Source organism: Sinorhizobium terangae (genome assembly GCF_029714365.1).
GTDB lineage: Bacteria > Pseudomonadota > Alphaproteobacteria > Rhizobiales > Rhizobiaceae > Sinorhizobium > Sinorhizobium terangae.
This window is the reverse complement of record NZ_CP121659.1, coordinates 3,229,374-3,246,465: the sequence shown is the minus strand read 5'-3', so window position 1 is coordinate 3,246,465 and position 17,092 is coordinate 3,229,374. Positions and strand designations below refer to the sequence as shown.

At 61.8% G+C, this 17,092-nt stretch carries 16 protein-coding genes; 5 read left to right on the top strand and 11 right to left on the bottom strand.

Annotated elements, in window-relative coordinates; all coding sequences use genetic code 11:
• Positions 1–24: 24 nt before the first annotated feature.
• Positions 25–453: a Fur family transcriptional regulator gene (locus QA637_RS15370; RefSeq protein WP_153436669.1), complete on the top strand. Its 429-nt coding sequence runs from the start codon at positions 25–27 to the stop codon at positions 451–453.
• 7 nt (positions 454–460) lie between these two features.
• On the opposite strand, the gene QA637_RS15365 is transcribed toward QA637_RS15370, so the two are convergent.
• The 11 genes from QA637_RS15365 to QA637_RS15315 all read right to left on the bottom strand — a co-directional run bounded on the left by QA637_RS15365 (position 461) and on the right by QA637_RS15315 (position 12,662).
• Positions 461–1,381 (bottom strand): DMT family transporter, encoded by a 921-nt coding sequence (locus tag QA637_RS15365; RefSeq protein WP_283062162.1) that lies wholly within the window; start codon positions 1,379–1,381, stop codon positions 461–463.
• Between the two features lie 165 nt (positions 1,382–1,546).
• A complete protein-coding gene (locus QA637_RS15360) occupies positions 1,547–2,152 on the bottom strand; it encodes a deaminase (protein ID WP_283062161.1) in 606 nt (201 codons plus the stop codon).
• 98 nt (positions 2,153–2,250) lie between these two features.
• Entirely contained in the window at positions 2,251–3,723 is a 1,473-nt protein-coding gene (locus tag QA637_RS15355) for a nucleobase:cation symporter-2 family protein (protein ID WP_283062160.1), read from the bottom strand.
• A gap of 336 nt (positions 3,724–4,059) precedes the next feature.
• Complete coding sequence (locus tag QA637_RS15350) at positions 4,060–5,784, bottom strand: ABC transporter substrate-binding protein (protein ID WP_153436665.1); 1,725 nt, start codon at positions 5,782–5,784, stop codon at positions 4,060–4,062.
• A gap of 81 nt (positions 5,785–5,865) precedes the next feature.
• On the bottom strand, positions 5,866–6,285 hold the full coding sequence (locus QA637_RS15345; protein ID WP_153436664.1) for a DUF2160 domain-containing protein: 420 nt from the start codon (positions 6,283–6,285) through the stop codon (positions 5,866–5,868).
• The gene (locus QA637_RS15340) at positions 6,285–7,109 is read right to left on the bottom strand and encodes a carbohydrate ABC transporter permease (RefSeq protein ID WP_153436663.1); all 825 of its coding nucleotides are present in this window, start codon (positions 7,107–7,109) and stop codon (positions 6,285–6,287) included. Before QA637_RS15340 ends, QA637_RS15345 begins: the two co-directional genes overlap by 1 nt.
• A 20-nt stretch (positions 7,110–7,129) precedes the next feature.
• Entirely contained in the window at positions 7,130–7,996 is an 867-nt protein-coding gene (locus QA637_RS15335; protein WP_283062158.1) for a carbohydrate ABC transporter permease, read from the bottom strand.
• Positions 7,997–7,999: 3 nt separating this feature from the next.
• A complete protein-coding gene (locus QA637_RS15330; RefSeq protein WP_283062157.1) occupies positions 8,000–9,070 on the bottom strand; it encodes an ABC transporter ATP-binding protein in 1,071 nt (356 codons plus the stop codon).
• A 20-nt stretch (positions 9,071–9,090) separates the two neighbouring features.
• Entirely contained in the window at positions 9,091–10,161 is a 1,071-nt protein-coding gene (locus tag QA637_RS15325; RefSeq protein WP_283062155.1) for an ABC transporter ATP-binding protein, read from the bottom strand.
• 89 nt (positions 10,162–10,250) lie between these two features.
• Positions 10,251–11,768, bottom strand: a complete 1,518-nt coding sequence (gene glpD, locus QA637_RS15320) for a glycerol-3-phosphate dehydrogenase (protein ID WP_283062153.1) — start codon at positions 11,766–11,768, stop codon at positions 10,251–10,253.
• A gap of 129 nt (positions 11,769–11,897) precedes the next feature.
• Positions 11,898–12,662, bottom strand: coding sequence for a DeoR/GlpR family DNA-binding transcription regulator (locus QA637_RS15315; protein WP_153436658.1), 765 nt, complete (start codon positions 12,660–12,662; stop codon positions 11,898–11,900).
• Positions 12,663–12,930: 268 nt separating this feature from the next.
• Between QA637_RS15315 and QA637_RS15310 the strand changes: the two genes are divergently transcribed.
• The 4 genes from QA637_RS15310 (at position 12,931) to QA637_RS15295 (ending at position 17,033) form a co-directional block, all read left to right on the top strand.
• Entirely contained in the window at positions 12,931–13,701 is a 771-nt protein-coding gene (locus QA637_RS15310) for an SDR family NAD(P)-dependent oxidoreductase (RefSeq protein ID WP_153436657.1), read from the top strand.
• A 144-nt stretch (positions 13,702–13,845) separates the two neighbouring features.
• Positions 13,846–14,760 carry a LysR family transcriptional regulator gene (locus QA637_RS15305; protein WP_283062151.1) on the top strand — a complete coding sequence of 305 codons (915 nt, stop codon included), beginning with the start codon at positions 13,846–13,848 and terminating at the stop codon, positions 14,758–14,760.
• A 240-nt stretch (positions 14,761–15,000) separates the two neighbouring features.
• Positions 15,001–15,480 carry a formate dehydrogenase subunit gamma gene (locus QA637_RS15300; RefSeq protein WP_283062150.1) on the top strand — a complete coding sequence of 160 codons (480 nt, stop codon included), beginning with the start codon at positions 15,001–15,003 and terminating at the stop codon, positions 15,478–15,480.
• Entirely contained in the window at positions 15,477–17,033 is a 1,557-nt protein-coding gene (locus QA637_RS15295; protein ID WP_283062148.1) for a formate dehydrogenase beta subunit, read from the top strand. Before QA637_RS15300 ends, QA637_RS15295 begins: the two co-directional genes overlap by 4 nt.
• The last annotated feature ends 59 nt before the right edge of the window (positions 17,034–17,092 follow it).

Genomic DNA, 17,092 nt, shown 5'->3' with positions numbered 1-17,092 from the left:
GTCGCCCTTGGCTAGTGTCGGCTAATGAGACAAAGCAAGAATCGGATCAAGGAACTGGAAGGAATCCTGCGGGACGGCGGCGTGCGCGTTACCCGCCAACGCGCTGCAATCCTTAAGATTCTGGCCGAGGCCGAGGATCATCCCGATGCCAGCGAATTACACCGGCGCGCGAAGGAAATCGATGCGACGGTGTCGCTCTCGACCGTCTACCGGACCCTATCGGCACTGGAGCAGCAGGGGGTCGTGCAGCGGCATGCCTTCGAGAACGCAACCGCTCGATTCGAGACGGCCGACGCCCCGCATCACGACCATCTGATCGACATCGATACCGGCGCGGTGATCGAGTTTCGCTCGGACAAGATCGAGCAGTTGCAGGCGGAGATCGCCGCCGAGCTCGGCTACGATCTGGTGCGCCACCGGCTGGAGCTTTATTGCCGGAAGCGCAAGGATTGACCAAGGATTACCCTTGGGCTTCGGCCGCCGCTGCGCGTTGGCGCGCCGGTATAGTCATGGCGGCGACGCCGGCGATAACGCAGCAGAGGCCGATCCACGCGGTTGTCGGTAGAGTTTCGCCAAGGAACAGGACTCCGATGGCAACGCCGATCGGAACGCGGACATAGGCCTGTGCCGTCGTGCCGACGGATCCGAGCGTGTGGATCAGGCGGAAATAGATGACGAAGGCGAGTGCCGTTGAGAAGGCTGACAGGCAGACGAGCGCGATCAGCGATTCGGGCGAGGGGTTGAGCGTCCAGGGCCGATCGATGACCAGGCTCGTCGGGACGAGCAAGATCGCGCCGGCGAGAAGCGACCCTGCGGCGGGTATCATCGGATCCAGCCCCTTGAAATTCTTCCCGAAGATTGCCGCGCCCGCATAGCAGATGGTTGCAAGAATAACGGCAAGCTGCGGGATGAGCTGATCGCCGATGCCGCTAAAGGCTTCGAGCCCAATGATCAGGCTGATGCCGGTGAGACCCGCAATGACGCCCACGAATTTGCGGGCAGTAACGGGTTCGTGCCGGGTGATCAGAGCCGTCAAAAGGAAGGCGAAGATGGGCGTGGTGGAGTTGAGGATCACCGCCACGCCAACGTCGATCGTCCGCTCAGCCCAGGCAATCAGTGTGAACGGAACGACGCTGTTGAGGCAGGCCTGGAACAGAAAACGCTTCAAGGTGGCCGTGTCACAGGGCAACGAGAGGCCGCGCCATCCGATCACTGCCAGGAGAATTGCGCCGGCGAGCAGGGTGCGCGCTGCAATCAGCGTCACCGGTGGAATGGTTTCAACCCCGATCTTGATGAAAGTGTAGGAGGCGCCCCAGAGGGTCGCAAGCGCGAGAAGAAGCAAGAGTTCGACGGCGATGTTTATTTTGGCGGCAGCGGTCATCAAGTCCATCCTTGAAGCAGGTCCAGGCCGCTCTTTTAGCATCGTCGGACAGTGGATGCTTCGGTCCCGATCGAAATGTGATGCATTTTGCGGAGGTCTCCCCGAGGAGGGGAGATCCTTTCAAAAGCCGCTGCGACTGCGCTGAGGCCTGATTGCGGAAGCCGCTTAGTTCAGCGGAATGGCGTTCTCCCCCTTGCTGGCCTGATACGTGGCAGACAGCTCAGCGTATTTCCTGCCGATTGCCTGGGCGCGCTTTTCGAGAGACACGCGATCGGACTCGGGAAGACTGGCGATCAGATCCGGGATCGATTGGCCTTTCCAGAAGGCATTCGTCCTGTTGTAGCCGCCGGGCTCCAGCGTAAAGACCTCCTTCAGGATCCTGAGGTCGTGCGGGATGGAAAAAGCATCTCGCGAATCCTCGTGACTGAAGAAATAGTAGAAATTGTCGAAACCTGCCCAGGTGATCGCTGAGAGGCACATGGAGCAGGGCTCGTGCGTCGACAGGAAGATGAGTTCGCGCGCGTCGGGGCGGTCGGATCCCGCCATTTCGTAGAACCGCTTCAAGGTATGCACTTCGCCGTGCCAGAGCGGATTCTCGGTTTCGTTGTTGGTCTCGACGAGAACGATCGACAAATCCGACTTCTTGAGCAGGGCGGCGCCGAAGACCTTGTTGCCGGCCGCCACTCCGGCCTCCGTTGCAGGGATGATCCCGCGCTCCATTGTCGTCAGCAGTGCGTCGAGCAAGGGCAGCATTTCGCTTTCTTGTGTCATGCAGTTCTTCCTTGATTGGGTGCGTGTCCGGCATCTTGGTCGGCGTCGGTTCCAACCGACGCCGACCAAGATGTAAGCGCCGGCGAGAGCGTGGATGTTCAGTGCGCCTCGGAAGCGATCACGGGCACCTCGATGCCTTTTGCATCGTAGAGCTTGCCGTTGAGGAAATAGTCGCCGTCGTGAAGCCGTGCGATGTCCTGATACCGGAGCGTACGTTCCGTTCCGGCAACGAACACCGACTGCTGGTCGGAGTTCCCGACCGTCAGGTGGTTGAAGATCAGGTTGAGGCTGATTGCCATCAGCGCGGCGGAGCTGATGCCGGAGTGGAAGATCGTTGCGACCCAGGCCGGGAAGTGCTCGTAGAAGCCGGGAGAGGCGATCGGGATCATGCCGAAGCCGATGGACGTGGCGACGATGACCAGGTTCATATTGTTGTTGTAGTCGACCTTGGAGAGCGTCCGGATGCCGCTGGCGGCGACCGTGCCGAAGAGCACGATGCCGGCGCCGCCGAGCACGGCGCTTGGAACCGCCGCGACGACGCGGCCCATGACCGGCAGCAAGCCGAGCGCCACCAGGAACATGCCGCCTGTCGCCACCACGTAGCGGCTCTTCACGCCCGTGACGGCCACCAGCCCGACATTCTGGGCAAAGGCACTTTGGGTGAAGGAGCCGAAGACCGGCGCGATGAGGCTGGAAAGCATGTCCGCCCTGAGGCCGTCGCCCAGGCGACGCGAATCCACTTTGGTTTCGATGATTTCGCCGACGGCGAGAATGTCCGCCGAAGTCTCGACCAGGGTCACCATGATGACGATGAACATAGAGACGACCGCTGCGATCTCGAAGGTCGGATAGCCGAAATGGAACACAGTCGGAAGGGAGAAGAGCGGCCCCTCGGCCACCTTCGTGAAATCGGTCATGCCGGCGAAATAGGCAATGACGGTGCCTATAAAGAGCGCAATCAGGATCGACAGCCTTGAGATCGATGCGCTGCCAAGCTTGCTGAGCAGGAGCACGATTACGAGCGTTGTCGCCGCGAGCTGGATGTTGGCCGGGCTGCCGAAGTCCGGCGCAGCACTGTTGCCTCCCATAGCCCAGCGGGCGGCGACGGGCATCAGAGTCAAGCCGATGGTGGTGATCACGATGCCGGTCACGAGCGGCGGGAAGAAACGGGTGATCCGCGAGAAGACGGGTGTGATCAGAAGTCCGATCAGCGACGCGGCCATGACGGCCCCGAGCACCGACTCGATGCCGCCACTGCCGGAAATGGCAATCATCGTCGCAACGCCCGAGAAGGAAACGCCCTGGACCAGCGGCAGCCGGCTTCCAAAAAACGGCAGGCCGATGGTTTGCAGGATGGTGGCGAGGCCGCCGGCGAAAAGAGAGGCGGTGATCAGCAGGCCGACGTCGCTGGAGCTGAGGCCTGCCGCCTGGCCCAGGATCAGCGGTACGGCGACGATGCCGCCATACATCGTCAGAACATGTTGCAGGCCATAGGCCAGATTGGCACCGATGCCGAGATTCTCGTCTTCCGGCCGCGTATGTCGTACAGTTTCGTCTGCGTTGTTTGCCAAGGTAATCTCCTCCAATACCTTTGCATGTATTCCCGCCCCTTCATAAGGCAGGTGGCAAACTATGGCAGCGACGGCGAGGCATTACCTTATTGAAAAAGGGGAAACAGTTTTCGGTTGATCAGCGGTAATACGGTCGATCTGCTACCTCCCGATTGCTTATTTTATCCATTCGTCTCCGGATACTTGCCGTTGTAAGACGCGCCCCGCCCGGCCTGGATGGGATAGAGTGCCTGCTTCTTCATCAAACGAAAGCCGGAGCTGTTTCCAGCCCCGGCGCCGCATCTCCAGATGTCGTGGCGCCGCCCGAAAATTCGGACGGCACCTGCCTTGGGAGGCTTAGTTCGTCTGCCAGCTCTTGACCAGTTCGTCATAGTTGACGGTCATCGGCTTTTCCTTCTCGTTCTCGACCTTCAGCTGTGGAGCGAGGTTGCCGGCCTTGACGGCTTCCGCGTTCCAGTATTCGAGGTCGTGCTCTTCGGCGAGCTTCGGGCCGATGTCGCCCTGGATGCCGGCGCGTTCGAGGCGCTGCAGCACCTTTTCCTGCTCGGCGCAAAGCGAGTCCATGGCCTCCTGCGCGGTCTTGGCACCGGAAGACGCGTCACCGATCGCCTGCCACCAGAGCTGGGCCAGCTTCGGATAGTCAGGCACGTTCGTGCCGGTCGGCGACCACTGCAGGCGGGCCGGTGAGCGGTAGAACTCGATCAGGCCGCCGAGCTTCGGTGCGCGCTCTGTGAAGCTCGGATGATCGAGCGTCGACTGGCGGATGAAGGTGAGACCGACATGGCTCTTTTTCACGTCCACGGTCTTGGAGGTCACGAACTGCGCGTAGAGCCAGGCGGCCTTGGCGCGGTCGTCCGGCGTGGATTTCAGGATCGTCCAGGAGCCGGCGTCCTGATAGCCGAGCTTCATGCCGTCCTTCCAGTAGACGCCGTGCGGGCTCGGGGCAAAACGCCACTTCGGCGTGCCGTCCTCGTTCACCACCGGCAGGCCCTGCTTCACGAAGTCCGCGGTGAACGCCGTATAGGTGAACATCTGCTGGGCGATTTCACCCTGCGAAGGAACCGGACCGGATTCCGAGAAGGTCATGCCCTGGGCGGCCGCCGGAGCATAGGCCTTCAGCCAGTCGAGATACTTCTGAATGGCATAGACCGACGCCGGGCCGTTGGTGTCACCGCCGCGCGCAACGCAGGATCCGACGGGGCGCGAGTTCTCGTCGACCCTGATGCCCCACTCGTCCACCGGCTTGCCGTTCGGGATGCCCTTGTCGCCGTTGCCGGCCATTGACAGCCAGGCGTCGGTGAAGCGCCAGCCGAGCGACGGGTCCTTCTTGCCGTAATCCATGTGGCCGTAGACCTTCTTGCCGTCGATCTCGCGGCCATTGAAGAACTCGGCGATGTCCTCGTAGGCCGACCAGTTGACCGGAACGCCGAGGTCGTAGCCGTACTTGGCCTTGAACTCTTCCTGGATTTTCGGATCGTTGAACCAGTCGTAGCGGAACCAGTAGAGGTTCGCGAACTGCTGGTCGGGGAGCTGGTAGAGCTTGCCGTCCGGGGCTGTGGTAAAGGACTTGCCGATAAAGTCATCAATGTCGAGGTTGGGGTTGGTGACGTCCTTGCCCTCGTTCGCCATGAAATCGGTCAGGCTGCGGGCCTGCTGGTAGCGCCAATGGGTACCGATCAGATCCGAGTCGTTGATGTAGGCGTCATAGACGTTTTCACCGGACTGCATCTGCGTCTGCAGCTTTTCGACGACGTCGCCTTCGCCGATCAGGTCGTGGGTGATCTTGATGCCAGTAATGTCAGAGAACGCCTTGGCGAGGGTCTTCGATTCATATTCATGGGTGGTGATCGTTTCGGAGACGACCTTGATTTCCATGCCGGCAAAGGGCTTTGCCGCATCGATGAACCATTGCATTTCCGCTTCCTGGGCGGCGCGGTCGAGCGACGAGAGGTCGCCGATTTCCTTGTCCAGGAACGCCTTTGCCTCATCCATGCCGGCGTAGGCCGACCCGGTGAGAGCCAGCAGCATGGCTGCCGTCGTCGTTAGAAGATGCCGTCGCATAAGTTCCTCCCTTGGGTTTTGCGATTGCAGTTCATTGCAGTTTCGAGGAGCGCGCCGTCGACGCGCCCCTCATTGCGTTTCTCAGACGTAGCGGAAGACGCCGATGGCATAGACCACCGAGAGCGCGACCGCCCACCAGAGGTTTGTGCCGACGAGCCCCAGCCAGCCGAGATGAATGAAGGCGGATCCGAGCAGCGAGACGAAGAGTCGGTCGCCGCGGGTGGTTTCGAAGCGCAGGATGCCGACGCGCGGATTTCCTCCGGGCCGGGCATATTCCCAGACGGCCATCAGCGAAAGCAGCGTGAAGATCGTCAGAAAGAACATGGCGGTCGGGAAGGACCAGGCCATCCACCCGCCGGGGATCAGCGGGGCGAACCAGTCGCGTTCGCCGTCCTTGAGCGGCAGGGCGGAAACAAGCAGGCCCGCAGCTACGACATAGACGACGAGCACCGCGACAAGTGCGACGGGCCAGCGGTTCTTGCGAGTGGCGATGGTTGCCATCAGACCCTCCCCAGGGCGAAGCCCTTGGCGATGTAGTTGCGGACGAAGTAGATGACGAGCGCGCCGGGAATGATCGTCAGCACGCCGGCGGCGGCAAGCACACCCCAGTCGAGACCGGACGCCGAGACGGTGCGGGTCATGGTGGCGGCAATCGGCTTGGCATCGGTGGTCGTGAGCGTACGCGCGATCAGGAGTTCGACCCACGAGAACATGAAGCAGAAGAAGGCGGCGACGCCGATGCCGGATGCGATCAGCGGCACGAAAATTTTCACGAAGAAGCGCGGGAAGGAATAACCGTCGATATAGGCCGTCTCGTCGATCTCCTTCGGCACGCCCGACATGAAGCCTTCGAGGATCCAGACCGCCAGCGGCACGTTGAAGAGGCAGTGCGCGATGGCGACCGCGATATGCGTGTCGATCAGGCCGAAGGCGGAATAGAGCTGGAAGAAGGGCAGCGCGAAAACGGCCGGCGGTGCCATCCGGTTCGTAAGCAGCCAGAAGAACAGGTGCTTGTCGCCGAGGAAGCGATAGCGCGAGAAGGCGTAGGCCGCCGGCAGCGCCACCGAGACCGAGATCACCGTGTTCATCACGACGTAGGTGATCGAGTTGATGTAGCCGTTGTACCAGGAAGGGTCGGTGAAGATCACCCGGTAGTTCCGGAGCGTCGGATTCTGCGGCCAGAGCGAGAACGTGCTGAGAATCTCGCCCGTCTCCTTGAAGCTCATATTGACCAGCCAATAGATCGGCAGGAGCAGGAAGACGATGTAGATCGTCGGGACCAGCCAGGAGAGGCGTTGCGACAGCGGTTGCGTATTGGTTTTCATAATGTCTCCTCCCTCCTTTCTCAGCCTTGAGCCTCGCTCGTGGTCATCACCGTGTAGAAGATCCACGACAGAAGCAGGATGATGAGGAAGTAGATGATCGAGAGGGCTGCGGCCGGGCCGAGATCGAACTGGCCGATCGCCATCTTGACGAGATCGATCGACAGGAAGGTCGTCGAATTGCCCGGTCCACCGCCGGTCACGACGAAGGGTTCCGTATAGATCATGAAACTGTCCATGAAGCGCAGCAGGAAGGCGATCAGGAGCACGCGCTTCATCTTCGGAAGCTGGATGTAACGGAAGACGGACCAGCGCGAGGCGCCGTCGATCTTGGCCGCCTGGTAGTAAGCGTCCGGGATCGAGACGAGGCCGGCATAGCACAGGAGCACGACGAGGCTCGTCCAGTGCCAGACGTCCATGACGATCAGCGTCACCCACGCATCGATCGGATTCTGCACATAGTTGTAGTTGATGCCGAGCGAGGCGAGCGTGCGTCCGAGGAGGCCGATGTCGACGCGGCCGAAGACCTGCCATATGGTGCCGACGACGTTCCACGGAATGAGCAGCGGCAGTGCCATCAGCACCAGGCAGATCGGAACGCCGATGCCCTTCTTCGGCATGTTGAGTGCGATCACGATGCCGAGCGGAATCTGGATCGTTAGGATGATCGCCGAGAAGATCAGGTTGCGGGTGAGCGCGTCCCAGAAGCGGTCGGATTCGAGTGTATCCACGAACCAGTCGGTGCCGGCCCAGAAAAACTCGTTGTTGCCGAAGGTGTCCTGCACCGAATAGTTGACGACGGTCATCAGCGGGACCACGGCGGAGAAGGCGACGAGCACCAACACCGGCAGGACCATGAACCAGGCCTTGTTGTTCCAGGTTTTTTCCATGGCTCAAACCTCCTCACCGACGCGCCAGGAATCGGCGTAGATATTGATTGCCTTCGGATCGAAGGTGACGCGCGGCTCGGCGGGGATCTCGCCGTCCTCGTCGACGACGATCGAGATCGTCCGGTCGGCAAAGCGGGCGCGGACGATCTTGCGGCGTCCGATATCCTCCACCTTGGTGATCGAGACCGGCATGCCTTCGCGCCCAAGCACGATGAACTCCGGGCGAATGCCGAGTTCGGTCTTGGCCCCGGACTGGATTTTCGGCAGGAAATTGAGCGGGATGCTCTCGCCGCCGATCGCGGCCTTGCTGCCTTCGATCGTCGCCGGCAGCACATTCATGCCCGGCGAGCCGATGAAATAGCCGACGAAGGTATGGCGCGGCCGTTCGAAAAGCTCGGCCGGCGTGCCGATCTGGACGATCTGGCCGTCATACATGACGACAACCTTGTCGGCGAAGGTCAGCGCCTCGGTCTGGTCATGCGTCACATAGACCATGGTGAAGCCGAACTGCCTGTGCAGCCGCTTGATCTGCGAGCGCAGCACCCATTTCATTTCCGGGTCGATCACGGTCAGCGGTTCGTCGAAGAGGATGGCGCTGACGTCCGAGCGGACGAGGCCGCGGCCAAGCGAGATCTTCTGCTTCTGGTCGGCGGTCAATCTCCGGGCCGTCTTCATCGCCCAGCCGCCAAGGCCGGTCATCTCGATGATCTCCTTGACGCGCCGGTCGACCTCCGCCTCCGGCACATGCCGGTTGCGCAGCGGGAAGGCGAGATTGTCGTAAACGGTCATCGTGTCGTAGATCACCGGGAATTGGAACACCTGGGCGATGTTGCGTTCCTGGGTGGAGAGATGCGTGACATCGTGACCGTCGAAAAGGATGCGTCCCTCGGACGGATTAATGAGGCCGGAAATGATGTTGAGAAGCGTGGTCTTGCCGCACCCGGAAGGACCGAGCAGCGCATAGGCGCCGCCGTCGTTCCACTCGTGATGCACTTCCCTCAGCGCGTAGTCCGCCTCCGACTTCGGCTTTGCGCCGTAGGCGTGGCGGATATGTTCAAGGTTGATTCTGGCCATGTTCTCCTCCCAGCGCCGCCTCAGGCCGTTCCGCCGATCGCGCGACCGTCCGGCCCGAAGGCCATCAGGTGGCGTGTATCGACAAAGACCTGAAGAACCGCGTCCGGTTCGATGTCGTGAATGCCGGGCGCGAGCATGACCCAGCGCGCGCCGGCGAAGCCGACGTGAATGAAGCTCTCCGAGCCGGCGATTTCAGAGATCGCCGTCTTGACGGTAAGCGCATTGCCGCTGCCGTTCGGCGGATCGAAAGAAAGGTGGTGCGGCTGGAAGGCGACCGTGCAGGGCCCGTCCGGAACGGCCGAAAGATGGGCCGGGACGGTAAGCACGGGCTTTCCATCGAGCGTGAAATCCGCTCCCGTCTTCACGAGCTCGATCGTGTTCAGCGGCGGATCGGCGAAAGTGCGCGCGGTGACGATGTCGATCGGGCGGCGATAAACGTCGATCGTGCGGCCGAACTGGGTGATGCGGCCCTCGCTCAAGGTGGCGGTATTGCCGCCGAGCAGCAAGGCCTCGGACGGCTCGGTCGTTGCATAGACGAAGATCGCACCGGAGGCGGCGAAAATCTTCGGCAATTCCTCGCGCAGTTCCTCGCGCAGCTTGTAGTCGAGATTGGCCAGCGGTTCGTCGAGCAGCACCAGGTCGGCGTTCTTGACGATCGCTCGTGCAAGCGCGGTGCGCTGCTGCTGGCCGCCGGAAAGGTTCAAGGGTGTGCGGTCGAGATAGGGGGTGAGCTTCAGGAGCTCGGCCGCCTTGCGCACGTCCCGATCGACAGTTGCGCTATCGGCGCCCTTGATGCGCATTGGCGAGGCGATGTTGTCGTACACCGTCATCGCCGGATAATTGATGAACTGCTGGTAGACCATGGCGACAGAGCGCTGCTGCACCGGCAGGCCGGTGACGTCGGCGCCATCAAAGCGAAGCGAACCGGAGGCGGGCTTGTCGAGACCGGCCATCAGCCGCATCAGCGACGTCTTGCCGGAGAGCGTGGGGCCGAGCAGCACATTGAGCGACCCCCTCTCCAGCACAAGGTCGGTCGGGTGGATATGGGTCTCCCCGCCCACGACCTTGGATATGTTCTTCATTTCAAGCATCGAATTCTCCGGTGTTCCACCCAGCCATCGGCAGTCTCAAATTGCACGGTCTCGGAGCGGGATTTTGGTTTTCCGCCTGCGTACCGTGCCTAGGCGGCAGCGTTGGCCGCGCCCTGCATATATTCCTCCAGCTCCGCGGCTTCGGCCGGCGAGAGCTTCAATCCCAGTTTCGTCCGGCGCCACAGCACGTCCTCCGCGCACCGCGCCCATTCCTGCTCGATCAGCCAATTGACTTCGGTTTCGTAGAGGTCTGCTCCGAAACGCCTTCCGAGATCGGTCTCGCTCGCCGCCTTTCCGAGAAGCCGGGCCGCCCGCGTGCCGTAGAGCCGCACGAGGCGGCGCGCGTGTGAACTGGCGAGAAAAGGGTAGCGCGCCTTGAGGCTGGCGACCTCGGCGTCGTAGCCGGTAGCGGGAAAATCGCCGCCCGGCAGGTTCGATCCGGCGGTCCATTTCCGGCCCTTGACTCCGATTGCCTCGCCAATTTTTTCGAGTGCAGACTCACTCAGCCGCCGATAGGTCGTGAGCTTGCCGCCGAAAATGTTCAAGAGCGGCGCCTGGCCGTTCTCACCCTCGAGGCGCAGCACGTAATCGCGGGTCGCCTCCTGCGCCTTGCTGGCGCCGTCGTCGAACAGCGGGCGCACCGCCGAATAGGTCCAGACGATGTCGTCGCGCGTTACCGGATCGGTGAAGTATTCGCTCGCCGCCTTGCAGAGATAGTCGATCTCGGCGTCGCTGATGCGCGCCTCCGCGGGGTTGCCGTCGAAATCGTGGTCGGTCGTGCCGATCAGGGTGAAATCGTTCTCGTAGGGAATGGCGAAGATGATCCGCCCGTCCGGGTTCTGGAAGAAATAGGCGCGCGGATCGTCGAACTTCTTGTTCACGACGATATGGCTGCCCTGGACGAGGCGCACATTGTGCACGTCGTTCTTGCCGATCGTGTCGGCGAGCACGCGATCCACCCAGGGACCGGTGGCATTGACGAGCATGCGGGCACGCAGGGTTGCGCGCGCGCCGGTCACCATGTTTTCCGTTTCGATAGTCCAGTGTCCGTCGTTGCGGCGCGCCGAGACGACTCGGGTGCGCGGCATGACCCGCGCCCCGCGATCGGCGGCGTCGCGCGCGTTCAGCACCACCAGCCGCGCATCGTTGACCCAGCCATCGGAATATTCGAATGCCTTGGTGAAAAGCCGCTTCAGCGGCAGTCCCGCCGGGTCGCGGGTCATGTCCAGCGTCCGGGTCGGGGGCAGCAGCTTGCGACCGCCGATATGATCATAGAGAAACAGGCCGAGGCGGATGAGCCAGGCGGGGCGTAGCCCGCCTTTATGGAAGGGCAGCACGAAGCGCATCGGCCAGATGACATGCGGTGCCATCGCCCACAGTATCTCGCGCTCCATCAGCGCCTCGCGGACGAGGCGGAGCTCATAATATTCGAGATAGCGCAGACCGCCGTGAATAAGCTTGGTGGAGCCGGACGATGTGCCGGAAGCGAAATCCTTCATTTCGGCCAGTGCGACGGTATAACCCCGACCGACCGCATCGCGTGCAATGCCGCATCCGTTGATGCCGCCGCCTATTACGAAGACGTCGAAGATCGTCTGCTCTGGCACTGTATTTCCCCTCCGCATTTCGCAATGCACAAATTGATGCGGCTGCGAAAGTGAAATCAGTTAAAACGAAAATATATCGAATGTCAAACGAATGTTTCCGCGAAGCCGGGCCCCGCAAAGCGGTCCGAGTCAGGCATCGGTCTCGACCAGCCGAACGTCCTGTTCCGCGCATATTTTCCGAACATTTTCAATGATGCAGCGGTCGGTGATAAAAGTCTGGACCTGGGAGATGTGGCCGATCCTGACCGGTGCGGTTCGTTCGAATTTCGTGGAGTCCGAAACGAGAATGACGTGCCGCGCATTGGCGATGATCGCCTGGGCGACTTTCACTTCCCGGTAATCGAAATCGAGAAGTGCGCCGTCGTGGTCGATCGCCGAGGCTCCGATGACGGCAAAGTCCACCTTGAACTGCTTGATGAAGTCGACGGCGGCCTCGCCGACGATGCCGCCGTCTGAGCCACGCACGACACCGCCCGCAATCACCACCTCGATCGACGGGAATACGCGCAACCTGTTGGCAACATTGATGTTGTTGGTGATGACCATCAATTCCTTGTGGTCGAGCAGCGCTTCTCCCACCGCTTCGGTGGTGGTGCCGATATTGATGAACAGCGAGGCGTTGTCAGGGATAAGCGCGGCGGCGGCGCGGCCGATCGCCTGCTTCTCGGTCGCGGCGATCTGGCGGCGTGCGTCATATTTGACGTTTTCCTTGCCGCTCGGGAAGATGGCGCCACCGTGGATGCGGTTAAGCACCCTTGCGTCGCAGAGATCGTTGAGATCCTTGCGGATCGTTTGCGGCGTCACTGAAAAGCGCTGGGCAAGCTCCTCGACAAGCACGCGCCCCTCTGTTTTTGCCAGTTCCAGAATTTCTGCCTGCCGCCCGCTGAGATACATTCCGGCTCCCCAGTTTTCGTTTTTTTTCATAATATGCAAAAACGAAAGCCATGCAATTTCAGAAGTCGGCGTTCTTGCATGATGCCGGTTTCGCGGCAACCGCTGGCTCGCCCATGTTGCAATCCGGCAATGGATGGGCGAGCCTGTCGGTCTGTCAGGCCAGGAGAAGAGATTGTGGCGCTCTTTCTCCCGCGTTCTGCTTCAATTTATGGCTGTTGATCGGCACGTGTGATCCGGACTGGGATATAGGGTCAGAGGGGGGAAGGGCATGTTTCATCCGGCCTTGTTCAAGGGCATGAACGTGGTGGTGACCGGCGGTGGCCGGGGTATCGGGCTGGAGGTTGCGCGACAGTTTCTCGATTGTGGCGCGCATGTCCTTGTCCACATGGGCAGGACGGTCGCCCGCGAACGGCACGATTTTCTCGAGTTGGCCGCAACCGAGGGCAGGGCGTTTCTTTGCGCCGCCGATTTTCTCGTCGCTGGCGGCGTCGAAACTCTGGCGGATGCCGTCCGGGAGCGCTTCGACAGGGTCGATGTCCTCATCAACAATGCCGGCACGATGGTCGGGCGCTTCCCGGCAGCCGACCTGACCGACGAAGACTATCGCACCGTCGTGCAGCTCAACCAGACGTCGGTCGTCGAGATGACGCGGGCGATGTTGCCGCTGCTGCGCAGGGGCACCCATCCTGCGATCGTCAACACGGTATCGATCTCCGCCTCGACCGGCGGCAGCGCCGGCTCGTCGATCTACTCTGCCACCAAGGCTTTCGTCGCGACCTATTCGAAGGCACTGGCGCGCGAACTGGCGCCGGAGGGCATCCGCGTCAATTGCGTCTCGCCGGGAACGATCGCCACCGATTTCCATGAACGCTATTCGTCGCCGGAGAAACTCGAGGCAACGCGCAAGACGATCCCGCTCGGCCGGCTCGGCTCAGCCGAGGATTGTGCGCCAGCCTATCTCTTTCTCGCGTCCCATGCGCTTTCGGGCTATATCACCGGCCAGGTGCTGGAGGTGAACGGCGGGCAGCTCATTGCTTGAGCGGAATCCGCTGTCTAGCTGCCCTCATCCGCCTGCCGGCACCTTCTCTCCGCGAGCGGGGCGAAGGGACAAGCGACACGGGGGCCGCGGGGAGAGGGTTAGGGGTGAGGGGAAGGTCAAATCATCGCGACCTAAAGGCCAGGAATGATCGATAAGCTGGAGTTCTTTCTCGCACTTGCCCGCCAACGGCATTTCGGCCGGGCGGCGGAGGAGTGCGGTGTCACGCAGCCGACGCTTTCGGCGGCGATCCGCCAGCTCGAAGACCAGCTTGGCGTCATGCTCGTCAATCGCGGATCGCGTTACCAGGGTCTGACGCCCGAGGGCCAGCGGGTGCTCGAATGGGCGCGGCGAATCGTCAGCGACACCCGTACCATGCGCGAGGAGATGCGCGCGGCACGCAAAGGTCTGTCCGGGCATATCCGGCTGGCCGCGATCCCGACGACGCTTGCCATGGTGCCGATGATCACCGCGCCGTTCCAGGAAAAGCATCCGGATGTGACGTTTTCGGTGCTTTCGACGACGTCGCTGCAGATCCTGACGCTTCTGGAAAACCTCGAGATCGACGCGGGCTTGACCTATCTGGAGAACGAGCCGCTCGGCCGCGTGACCACCGTGCCGCTGCAAATCGAGCAATATCATCTGGTTACCGCTTCCGGCACGCCGCTATCGGATCGCAAAAGCGTGACCTGGAAGGAAGTCAGCAACGTTCGGCTTTGTCTATTGACGGCCGACATGCAGAACCGCCGTATCATCAATCAGCATTTTGCAGAAGCCGGCGCGGTCCCCAGGCCGACACTCGAATCGAATTCGATGATTGTGCTTTTCTCTCACGTCCGCACCGGCCGGTGGGCGAGCATCATGCCCTTCAACGTCGCGAAATCATTCGGTTTTCACGAGGATATCCGGATGATCCCGATCATCGATCCGGATGTCCATCACACGGTCGGCTTGGTCGCCACCTACCGCGAGCCCTTCACGCCGCTAGTCTCCGCGCTCCTGCATGAAGCCCGCATCCTGGGCGAGCGCAACGAGGCCCTGGAACACGTTCACCGAGCCTGAACGCGATCAATTTCAATAAGTTGATGCAAAGGCCGCATTGCGTCTCGTCTTATCCTGCATCGATAGATTTTTCCTATCGATTAACGGAACAGCATTATTGACCCTTCCGGCCTTACGCGCGAAGCTTAAAGGGCAAAGATCGACGAGGCTCCGGTCTTTGCCGAGATGAAAACATTCGGCGCTGCAGCGGTCGGGCGGAAGGCCTGGTCGCGCCGCGCCAGAGCCGGGAGGGCTCTTCGGGTGAATATTCAGCTGCCGCGCGCAGACGTGGCTGAGCGAACGCTCGCGATTGTCGGTGAACTCAAGGGGCTCGAAGGCCCGCTTCTTGCGATCCTGCATGAAATCCAGGACGAATTCGGCTATGTGCCTGAAGAGTGCTTGCCGGTGATTGCGCGTGAGCTCAACCTTTCGCGCGCCGAAGTCTATGGCGTCGTCACCTTCTACCATGATTTCCGCGAGCACCCGGCCGGGCGTCATGTGCTGAAGCTCTGTCGTGCCGAAGCCTGCCAATCGATGGGCGGCGACCGGCTGGCCGAACGCGCCAAGGCGCTGCTCGGCATCGACTTCCATGAAACGACGCCGGATGGCGCGGTGACGCTGGAGCCCGTCTACTGTCTTGGGCTCTGTTCCTGCTCGCCGTCGGCAATGCTCGACGGTGAGGTGCACGGACGGATCGACGACGCAGAGCTTGAGGCGCTGGTCGCGGAGGCACGCCGATGACCGTGAAGATCTACATTCCGCAGGATGCCGCCGCACTTGCGCTCGGCGCCGAACGTGTCGCCACGGCGATGGCCGAAGAGATCGCGGCCCGCGGGCTCGACGTCGCTATCGTCCGCAATGGTTCGCGCGGCATGCATTGGCTGGAACCGCTGGTCGAAGTCGAAACAGCCGAGGGCCGCATAGCCTACGGCCCGGTGAAGGCGAGTGACGTCGCTTCGCTTCTGGATGCCGGGCTGGTCTCTGGCGGCGCGCACCCACTCTGTCTCGGGAAGACGGAAGATATTCCGTTCCTCAAGCAGCAAACGCGGCTGACCTTCGCCCGCTGCGGCGTCACAGACCCGCTGTCGCTCGACGACTATCGCGCCCATGGCGGCCTGCGTGGTCTCGAAAAGGCGGTGGCCATGCAGCCTGCAGCCATTGTTGCGGAGGTAACCGAAAGCGGCCTTCGCGGACGCGGCGGTGCCGGATTCCCGACCGGCATCAAGTGGAAGACGGTTCTCGAGGCGGCGGGTTCGCGCAAATACATCGTCTGCAATGCCGATGAGGGCGACAGCGGCACCTTCGCCGACCGGATGATCATGGAGGGCGATCCCTTCGTGCTGATCGAGGGCATGGCGACCGCCGGCATCGCGACCGGCGCGACCAAGGGCTATGTCTACACGCGCTCCGAATATCCGCACGCGATTGCGGCGATGGAGCAAGCGATCGAGATCGCCCGCGCCGCTGGCGTGCTCGGGGCCTCGATACTCGGTTCCGCTCATGCTTTCGATATGGAAGTCAGAACCGGCGCCGGCGCCTATGTCTGTGGCGAGGAGACCTCGCTTCTGAACAGCCTCGAAGGCAAGCGCGGACTGGTGCGCGCCAAGCCGCCGCTTCCGGCGCACAAGGGTCTGTTTGACTGTCCGACTGTCATCAACAACGTCATCTCGCTCGCCTCCGTGCCGATCATTCTGGACAAGGGCGCGGCATTCTACCGCGACTTCGGCATGGGCCGCTCGCGCGGCACGATCCCGATCCAGATCGCCGGCAACGTCAAGCACAGCGGCCTTTATGAGACCGCCTTCGGCCTGACGCTCGGCGAGATCGTCGACGAGATCGGCGGCGGCACGGCAAGTGGCCGGCCGGTCAAGGCGGTGCAGGTGGGCGGCCCGCTCGGCGCCTATTTCCCGCGGGCGCTGTTCGACACCCCGTTCGACTACGAGGCCTTCGCAGCCAGGGATGGCCTGATCGGCCATGCCGGAATCGTCGTCTTCGACGACACGGCAGACATGCTGAAGCAGGCGCGCTTCGCCATGGAATTCTGCGCCGTCGAAAGCTGCGGCAAGTGCACGCCCTGCCGCATAGGCTCGACACGCGGCGTCGAGGTCGCGGACAAGATCGCGGCCGGCATCGAGCCTGAGAAGAATCGCGAGCTGCTCGCCGATCTTTGCAACACGATGAAATTCGGCTCGCTCTGCGCGCTCGGCGGCTTCACGCCCTATCCTGTGATGAGCGCGATGACGCATTTCCCGGAGGATTTCTCGCCGGCTCCGGCGGTGGAGGCTGCGGAATGAACGTGGCGGCCTTTACCCCCCTCTGGCCTGCCGGCCATCTCCCCCACAAGGGGGGAGAT

Excerpts from the sequence above, each read along its gene's own strand:
- QA637_RS15370 (WP_153436669.1), top strand. The coding sequence starts at position 25 with ATGAGACAAAGCAAGAATCGGATCAAGGAACTGGAAGGAATCCTGCGG.
- QA637_RS15365 (WP_283062162.1), bottom strand. The coding sequence starts at position 1,381 with ATGACCGCTGCCGCCAAAATAAACATCGCCGTCGAACTCTTGCTTCTT.
- QA637_RS15360 (WP_283062161.1), bottom strand. The coding sequence starts at position 2,152 with ATGACACAAGAAAGCGAAATGCTGCCCTTGCTCGACGCACTGCTGACG.
- QA637_RS15350 (WP_153436665.1), bottom strand. The coding sequence starts at position 5,784 with ATGCGACGGCATCTTCTAACGACGACGGCAGCCATGCTGCTGGCTCTC.
- QA637_RS15345 (WP_153436664.1), bottom strand. The coding sequence starts at position 6,285 with ATGGCAACCATCGCCACTCGCAAGAACCGCTGGCCCGTCGCACTTGTC.
- QA637_RS15340 (WP_153436663.1), bottom strand. The coding sequence starts at position 7,109 with ATGAAAACCAATACGCAACCGCTGTCGCAACGCCTCTCCTGGCTGGTC.
- QA637_RS15335 (WP_283062158.1), bottom strand. The coding sequence starts at position 7,996 with ATGGAAAAAACCTGGAACAACAAGGCCTGGTTCATGGTCCTGCCGGTG.
- QA637_RS15330 (WP_283062157.1), bottom strand. The coding sequence starts at position 9,070 with ATGGCCAGAATCAACCTTGAACATATCCGCCACGCCTACGGCGCAAAG.
- QA637_RS15325 (WP_283062155.1), bottom strand. The coding sequence starts at position 10,161 with ATGCTTGAAATGAAGAACATATCCAAGGTCGTGGGCGGGGAGACCCAT.
- QA637_RS15315 (WP_153436658.1), bottom strand. The coding sequence starts at position 12,662 with ATGTATCTCAGCGGGCGGCAGGCAGAAATTCTGGAACTGGCAAAAACA.
- QA637_RS15310 (WP_153436657.1), top strand. The coding sequence starts at position 12,931 with ATGTTTCATCCGGCCTTGTTCAAGGGCATGAACGTGGTGGTGACCGGC.
- QA637_RS15305 (WP_283062151.1), top strand. The coding sequence starts at position 13,846 with ATGATCGATAAGCTGGAGTTCTTTCTCGCACTTGCCCGCCAACGGCAT.
- QA637_RS15295 (WP_283062148.1), top strand. The coding sequence starts at position 15,477 with ATGACCGTGAAGATCTACATTCCGCAGGATGCCGCCGCACTTGCGCTC.